We start from the raw sequence: 2,864 nt of genomic DNA, 5'->3' as shown, positions 1-2,864 counted from the left end.
GTGCGATGTAGCGCGCAAAGCCCACCGGCGCCGAGATCCGCAGCTCGCCCACCGGTGCGTCGTGCGCCAGCGTCAGCTGCCGCCGCGCCTGCTCGGCGGCATCCACCATCGCCCGGCAGTGCTCGGCGAAGCGCGCACCGGCGTCGGTCAGCGTCAGCTTGCGCGTCGAGCGGTGCAGCAGCGTCACGCCGCTGCCCTGCTCCAGCGCGCGCATCTGCTGGCTCACCGCCGAGGTGCTCATGCCCTGCGCCCGCGCGGCGCCGCTCATCGAGCCGTGGCGCACCACCTCGGCAAACAAGGCCATGCGGCGAAGGTCATCCATGATCGTGAAGCCTGGCTAAAGAATGTTGTTCGAAATGAGCGACTGGTGCACCCATTGTGAAGCGCAGATCATCGCGCCATCGACAACTCCCAGGAACATTCCATGAAGATCGCCCTGATTGGCGCCACCGGCTTCGTCGGCTCCGAGGTGCTGAAGGAACTGCTGTCGCGTGGCCACCAGGTGACCGCGCTGGCCCGCACGCCGGCCAAGCTGCCCGCGCAACCCGGCCTGACGGTCGTCAAGGCCGATGCGCTCGACGCCGCCCAGGTGGCCGCCGCCGTCGAAGGCCATGACGCCGTGGTCGACTCGTACAACCCCGGCTGGAGCGAGCCGCGCATCCACGACGTGTTCCTGCAAGGCACGCGCGCCATCGTCGACGGCGTCAAGCGCTCGGGCATCAAGCGCGTGCTGATCGTCGGCGGTGCCGGCAGCCTGTTCGTCGCGCCCGGCGTGCAGCTGGTCGACACGCCGCACTTCCCCGCCGAGTACAAGCAGGGCGCGCTCGCCGCCCGCGAGGCGCTGAACCAGATCCGCGCCGAGACCGCGCTCGACTGGACCTTCCTGTCGCCCGCCGCGCTGCTCGCGCCCGGCCCGCGCACCGGCAAGTTCCGCATCGGCGCCGACGAGCTGCTGATGGACGGCGACAAGCCGGCCGGCCTCTCGGTGGCCGACCTCGCGGTCGCGATCGTCGACGAGATCGAAACGCCGAAACACATCCGCAAGCGCTTCACAGCCGCTTACTGAGTCCCTGGGTTTGCGGGGGTCGGCTCGGGCGCTCCTTCTGGAGACAATCCCTCCACAAACACAGGAGGGGTTTCACGTGTCCGATGTCTTGCGCGCCGATCTGGCGAGCCGCCGCTTTGTCTTGAAGGGTCTGAGTTCCGCCGTGCTGCTGGCCGTGGCGGCCTGCGGTGGGGGCGGTGGGGACGGCAGTCCCGCCCCGGCCCCGGTCGGCGGTACGCCGCCTGCCCCCGTGCCGCCGGCACCGGTTCCTCCTCCACCACCGCCGCCGGCCCCGGCGCCCGGCCTGCCGCCGCTGTCGGCCGCGCTGCCCCGCCTGCGCGGCACCAGCATCTTCCCGGACCAGGGCTGGACCGACACCACCGCCAGCCATTGGCAGAACGTGGCCGAGCTGCCGGCGGCCGGCGCCAACGTGGCACGGCTGTTCATCCAGCCGTTCGACTTCAAGACCGGTGCCGCGCTGCTGCCCGGCCAGCCGCTGGCTGCACGCCTGCAGGCCTCGGTCGCGCAATGGGGCACGCTGATCGACTGGTGCCTGTCGAAGCGCATGCATGTGGTGCTGGCGGTCACGCTCGACGTCAGCTGGCCGAGCCGCGGCGTGTGGCCCGACGACGGCCGCGCGCTGTGGTCCGACCCATCGGCGCAGGCTGAGTTCGTGGAGGCTTGGGGCGAGCTGGCCCAGCAGTACGCCGGCGTGCAGGGCATCGTGTTCGACCTGCTGAACGAACCGCAGGGCCGCACGCCTGCAGAGATCAACGGCAACCACGCGGTCGCGAAGGACGCATGGAATCTGCTGCACCAATTGGCGCTGGCGCAGATCCGCCATGTGGACGCCGACCGCTGGGTCATCGTGCAACCGGTGTGGGGCGACCAGAAGAACTTCGCCGATCTGCAGCCCAACGGCGACGCAAAGACGGTCTACAGCTTCCACTACTACGGCCCGCACTACTTCACGCACCAGGGCGAAGGCGGCTTCCCGGCGGCCGGGACGGTGGGCTACCCGGGCGTCACCCRCGACAACGACTTCACCGCACCGCAGCTGTGGAACAAGGCGGCACTTGCCATCGACATGCAGCCGGCACTCGACTACGCCACCACGCACTCGGTGCGCATGATGCTCGGCGAGGTCGGCTGCACCCGCGCGGCACCGTCGGCCGACCGTGGCCGCTGGGTGGCCGACGCGATATCGCTGGCCGAGGCGGCCGGGCTGGACATCGTCTACTACCAGTACGACGGCTGGGGCGTGCCGAGCGACTTCGCGGCCGGTTGGGCGTTCGAGAACTCGTCGGTCACCGACACGGTGCTGGCCTCGTTCGCACTGAACAAGACGGCCTGAGCACGGCCCGATGTCATGAGCAACCGGGCCGCCACGCGACAGCCGCGGCCCGAATGGCTACAGTGCAAGTACCTCGACCGAAGGGAGAAGAACCTTGAAGATGAACAGTTCGATCGCCCTGTTGACGGCCGCCCTGCTGCTGCCGGCGGCGGTGGCAAACGCCGATCCCGTCACCGTGAATTTCACGGCCCAGGTGAAGACAAGCAGCGGCAACCTGCCCACGACGGGCAGCACCCTCACCGGCGCCTACGTCTTCGATTCGGATCCGGCCGCCTACCAGCTGTTTTCCAACCCGTCCGAGCCCGGCTACATGGGCTACGAGACCCTGGTCCCGCCTTACGGACTGACGCTTCAATGGGCGGGCGGCACACCGCTGGAGTTCACCGCCCTGGGCCTGTCGGTCTTCGACAACGGGACGACCCAATTGCCGATCCCCACCTCGAGCGACACCGTATCGTTCAACAC

At 69.3% G+C, this 2,864-nt stretch carries 4 protein-coding genes; 3 read left to right on the top strand and 1 reads right to left on the bottom strand.

Translation table 11 applies throughout. From position 1 onward, the window contains the following. Positions 1-322 (bottom strand): LysR family transcriptional regulator (locus AC1D12_RS29930; RefSeq protein ID WP_477844863.1); only part of this gene is annotated, 322 nt, incomplete at its 3' end. 102 nt (positions 323-424) lie between these two features. Between AC1D12_RS29930 and AC1D12_RS29925 the strand changes: the two genes are divergently transcribed. The 3 genes from AC1D12_RS29925 to AC1D12_RS29915 form a co-directional block, all read left to right on the top strand. Next, on the top strand, positions 425-1,066 hold the full coding sequence (locus AC1D12_RS29925) for an NAD(P)-dependent oxidoreductase (RefSeq protein WP_047513143.1): 642 nt from the start codon (positions 425-427) through the stop codon (positions 1,064-1,066). A gap of 76 nt (positions 1,067-1,142) precedes the next feature. Continuing rightward, positions 1,143-2,399, top strand: coding sequence for a glycoside hydrolase family 5 protein (locus tag AC1D12_RS29920; RefSeq protein ID WP_477844861.1), 1,257 nt, complete (start codon positions 1,143-1,145; stop codon positions 2,397-2,399). 94 nt (positions 2,400-2,493) lie between these two features. Next, positions 2,494-2,864, top strand: a 371-nt coding sequence (locus tag AC1D12_RS29915; RefSeq protein WP_477844859.1) for a hypothetical protein, incomplete at its 3' end; no start/stop codon positions are given.

The organism is Rhizobacter sp. P1_G5 (assembly GCF_056405435.1).
This window is presented reverse-complemented; position numbering and strand designations above follow the sequence as displayed.